We start from the raw sequence: 3225 nt of genomic DNA, 5'->3' as shown, positions 1-3225 counted from the left end.
CCCGCGCAAGGTATCCAGGAAAGCTCTCTCCCTGAGCTCGAGGCCGGATCGGTCGAAGTCCCTTATGATTACCTTCACCCGGACCCGCTCGACATTTCCCTCGACGTCGTTTGGATGGATGAACCCCTCCCGGCCTGACGTCGTCTCAGGCCTCCAAGTGGCGGGTATTGAGGCGATCACTTCGGCCGCGAGGTGGACCGCGTTGACCATCTTCCCCCTGGCAGTGCCTGTGTGGCTCGAGATCCCGTAGGCGATGACTACTCCGTTTATGGCGTTGAAGGTCTCCAACTGGAGTTCGCCCAGGTCCCCGCCGTCGAGAGTATATGCGATCCGCGCTTCGAACCGGTTCTTGGGGAAGTGTGCGATTCCTCGCCCGGTCTCCTCGTCCGGGGTGAACGCCACCCATACATCGGGGTGCGGATGGCCCGGGTCCTTGACCATCTCCACCAGGGCCTGCATGATCTCGGCGACGCCCGCCTTATCGTCCGCTCCCAAGAGAGTGGTCCCGTCCGAGGTAATGATGTCACAGCCCACCGCTTTCGCAAGCGCCGGAGTATCGCGGGGGCTCAAGACGGTTCCCGGAGCAACCTCGATGTCGCCTCCGTCATACGAGCGGTGCAGGACGTGTTTCACTCCCGCGCCCGGCACACCCGGCACTGTGTCCATGTGGGCGATGAACCCGACCGCAGGTGCACGTCCCGCAAGGTTTGAGGGAAGCCGGCCTGTCACAAACGCATGGTCGTCGACTTCCACGTCGGAAAGGCCGATCTCTGAGAGTTCCGATGCAAGCATCCTCGCGAGTTTCCATTGCCCGTCGGAGCTGGGTATCTCGTGTGCCTGCTCAAAGCCTTCCGTGTCCACCTTGATGTACCGGATGAACTTCTGCACAAGGCCTTCCGCCATGAGCTCCTCTCTAGTCACCATGGCAACCCCCTACGACCAGACTGAAGGTCTCAGAAGCTGGTCTACTATCTCGCCCGCACGTCGGGCGCAGTCAGAGGGCTTGGTGGCCACTGACCGCTTGACGCAGTCCTCGTACACGATCATCCCGCCCGCTCTCTCCACTCTGTTCTTGGCAGATCGAAGCCATCCGTCCGCCCTTCCTGAACCAGCGGTGGCGAAAACGCCGAATCTCCTTCCGATGGCATCGGGAAGGTTGTCAAGGAAGGTGTTGAGCTCGGGTGGAGTCCTTCCGGCCCAGACTGGCCCGGCTATGAGTATGAGTTCATAGGCCATGAGGGACTTCGGAGGGTCCTTGGCAAGTGGTGCCTGCCTTCGGCGTAACGCCCCCCACCCGCAGGCTAGGTAATCAGCGGGTCTGACTGGTTCGAGCCTGTGGGACTCCACCCTGTGGCCACGAGCTTCGAGCGCCCCACGGACTGCCTGCATAAGTTGGTGTGTCGCGCCAGCCCTGGAGTGGTACACCACGAGCACTCTCATTTCGCACTCCTCCTAGTTGTATCCGGCGTGGACCGACTTCATGTCGATTTCGACGCATCTTGCCCGGCACCTGCTCCCAGCGGGTATGGACCAACCTGCACTTCCCCACTGACCTTGGCAGGTGGTGGCACGACATGTGTCGAATATTGCTGCCACTGGACGATCTGGGCCATCCACAATAACCTGGAGGAGGTTGTTCCTGTTGAAAGGCCTGAAGCTTTATCAGAAGATCCTGATAGGCCTGGTCCTCGGTGTGCTTGTCGGTTTGATCTTCCGTGAGAGTGCCTCCTCGTCATCCTTGCTTCTGGCACTTGGGAACCTGTTTCTGACTCTGATCAAGATGGTCATCGTTCCCTTGGTGTTCGCGTCTCTTGTCGCCGGCGCCGCCGGAGTGGGAGACGTGAGAAAGCTCGGCCGGATGGGCGGAAAAACTGTGGCATACTTCCTGGTGACAACGGCGGTGGCAGTGCTCATCGGGCTCATCCTCGCCAACATCATCAGGCCCGGCTCTGGGCTCACCATAGATGTCGGGGCAGCCACGTCTTCGGCTCAGAAGGCTCCCAGCATTCTTGACACGATCCTCGGGATCTTCCCGGCTAACCCTCTCGACGCTATGCTCAAGGTGCAGATGCTCCCGATCATAGTCTTTGCGCTCTTCGTCGGCATCTCAATAGCCCTGGTGGGTGACCGCGGCAAGCCGGTCCTCGAAGTTGCTGAGAGTTTCGCCCAGGTGATGTACAGGATGACCGCAATCGTGATGGAGGTAGCTCCTTACGGCGTCTTTGCGTTGATCGCCACGACCGTCGGCAAGTACGGGGCTTCTGTCCTGCTCCCGTTCGTCAAGGTCATCATCGCCGTCTACCTCGGCTGCATCCTGCACATGGCCCTCACGTATTCAGTGACCGTCTCGACGTTCGGCCGGATCAGCCCGGTCGCGTTCTTCCGAGGCATCCTTCCCGCACAGCTTGTCGCGTTCTCCACGTCGAGCAGTTCCGCCACGCTCCCCGTCACGATGCGGTGTGTTGAAGAGAACCTCGGAGTGAAAAAGGGCGTGTCGAGTTTCGTCCTTCCGCTCGGGGCAACGATCAACATGGACGGAACCGCACTGTACCAGGGTGTGTGTGCACTGTTCGTGGCGCAGGTTTACGGCTTGAACCTGACCCTCGGGCAGCAACTGTCGATAGTCCTTACGGCGACGCTGGCTTCGATCGGCACTGCTGGTGTTCCAGGAGCGGGGCTGATCATGCTCACGATGGTTCTGACCTCCGTTGGGCTCCCTCTCGAGGGAGTCGCGTTGATAGCCGGAATCGACAGGATCCTCGACATGGCGCGGACTACAGTCAATATCACGGGAGACGCCGCGGCTTCCGTATTCGTGGCCTCAACTGAAGGCGAACTCGCGGTGGTTGAAACGAAGACCAAGTCCGTCCCAGCATAGGCACTGCAGCGGCCCAGATCTTCCAGGATTTCGCGCGCCCGAAGCCCGCTTCCCCCACGGGAATCGGGCTTCGGGCCCAGGTTCGAGCTTCGCAGCCCGCCTTCAGCCCTTCACGCTCCCCGGGGTGAGTCCGGAGAATCAGCTGCTTGCTCAAGAGTGGAATTCCACAACGTCCCCGTCCCGGAGAACGTGATCTCTCGGAACAGACTGCCCTTCGAACTTCGCGGAACCCCAGACTCGAGCACTCTTCATTCTTGACGGCAGGTCCCGGTGAATAGCGGCGGCGAGGTCCTCGACGGTCCCGCCTGACCTAAGGACGAAAGGAGCGGTGCGATCCACATCACAGC

At 60.6% G+C, this 3225-nt stretch carries 4 protein-coding genes; 1 reads left to right on the top strand and 3 read right to left on the bottom strand.

Annotated features, from left to right (window positions below):
- The coding region (gene pepT, locus NUW23_15640) for a tripeptide aminopeptidase PepT (protein MCR4427588.1) at nucleotides 1-924 on the bottom strand (924 nt) is incomplete at its 3' end.
- Nucleotides 925-933: 9 nt separating this feature from the next.
- Nucleotides 934-1440, bottom strand: coding sequence for an NAD(P)H-dependent oxidoreductase (locus tag NUW23_15635; protein MCR4427587.1), 507 nt, complete (start codon nucleotides 1438-1440; stop codon nucleotides 934-936).
- Nucleotides 1441-1642: 202 nt separating this feature from the next.
- Here NUW23_15635 and NUW23_15630 point away from each other — a divergent pair, with 202 nt between their 5' ends.
- Nucleotides 1643-2878, top strand: coding sequence for a dicarboxylate/amino acid:cation symporter (locus NUW23_15630; GenBank protein ID MCR4427586.1), 1236 nt, complete (start codon nucleotides 1643-1645; stop codon nucleotides 2876-2878).
- Between the two features lie 150 nt (nucleotides 2879-3028).
- On the opposite strand, the gene NUW23_15625 is transcribed toward NUW23_15630, so the two are convergent.
- Nucleotides 3029-3225, bottom strand: a 197-nt coding sequence (locus NUW23_15625) for a TGS domain-containing protein (protein ID MCR4427585.1), incomplete at its 5' end; no start/stop codon positions are given.

It is taken from the genome of Bacillota bacterium (assembly GCA_024655925.1).
In the GTDB taxonomy this organism is placed as follows: domain Bacteria; phylum Bacillota; class DTU025; order DTU025; family JANLFS01; genus JANLFS01.
The sequence above is the reverse complement of the archived record's forward strand: the minus strand, read 5'-3'. Positions and strand labels throughout refer to the sequence as shown.

Bases quoted from the DNA above. Each gene is read 5' to 3' on its own strand.
- NUW23_15635 (MCR4427587.1), bottom strand. From the start codon at position 1,440: ATGAGAGTGCTCGTGGTGTACCACTCCAGGGCTGGCGCGACACACCAA.